The 1057-nt window shown below is 67.6% G+C and carries 2 protein-coding genes; both read right to left on the bottom strand.

Annotated features, from left to right (window positions below; all coding sequences use genetic code 11):
• Window positions 1–530, bottom strand: a 530-nt coding sequence (locus ACOADB_RS21710) for a hypothetical protein (RefSeq protein ID WP_378603455.1), incomplete at its 3' end; no start/stop codon positions are given.
• Window positions 531–651: 121 nt separating this feature from the next.
• Window positions 652–1057 (bottom strand): hypothetical protein (locus ACOADB_RS21705; RefSeq protein WP_378603452.1); only part of this gene is annotated, 406 nt, incomplete at its 5' end.

Raw genomic sequence — 1057 nt, 5'->3', positions numbered from 1 at the left:
ACGGTGCCGTTGCCCTGGTTGGTCAGCACCTGACCGTCCCCGCCACCCACGCCGCTGATCCCGGCAGCAGACACCAACGTCGAGTACCCGGTGATCTTCACGCCCAGCGTCAACGCGGCAAGGCTCGAGTTCGTCACCACGACCTTGTTCGAGTTGCCGACATTGACCCGCACCGTCCCGGCACTCGAACCGCCCGCAGCCCACGCCACCGCCGTCGGCGAACCATTGCCCGGCTCACCCAACGGAGCGAACGACAACGTCCCCGCCTTCGTGCCCTTCACCGTGATCGCCAGCTCCACCACCAACGCATTGGTCGGCACCGTCGTCGTACCGCCGCTCGCCACGAAGACATACGTCTTGCCGGGCTGCACTGACGCAGCACCCGTGATGACCTTGACCGGCGTCAACGGCGTGATCGCCACGCCCGTCGTACCGGACGTCGCCGTCGCGCCGGTCAGGCCGAAGGCGAGCAACAGCAATGTCAGTGCACCGACGATCAAGGGCACCCGGCGCGGACCGGCAGTTGGCATGGAACGAGAACGTACGGACACAGGTCACTCCAAGGGTCGCGAGGAACCCTCCCCGCGACGCAGGCTAGACCACCGGCCGCCCGCAGGAGGACGGTTTCGACAGGAGGGTGCGCCGCACGTCTCAGCAGATCGCGGTCAGGTGGAAGTTGCTGCCGACGAAGCTGCCGTCGGACCCCCTGTGGATCTGGACATAGGCGACCTGGGTGTTGCTGAAGCTCACGGAGACGACACCCGTCAGCGCCACGCCCCCGGAGAGGTAGGCGCCGGTCGAGCCGGTGATCGAGCACCCGGCGAGATTCCGCGGGAACGTGACCTGGTAGTCGCCGGGGAAGTTCATCGTGGCCGTCACCCCACCGGACTTCACCACTGCAAGGTCGCTGATGCTCGCGTGCATCACGACGGGCACCACCGGCGGGGCCGGCAGCGCCTTCCAGGCAACGGTGCCGTCCCCGTTGTTGGTCAGCACCTGACCGTTCCCGCCACCCACGCCGCTGATCCCGGCAGCGGACACCAGGGTGGAGTACCCG

The sequence above is a fragment of the Nocardioides sp. CPCC 206348 genome (genome assembly GCF_048654705.1).
Taxonomy (GTDB): Bacteria; Actinomycetota; Actinomycetes; order Propionibacteriales; family Nocardioidaceae; genus Nocardioides.
This window is presented reverse-complemented; position numbering and strand designations above follow the sequence as displayed.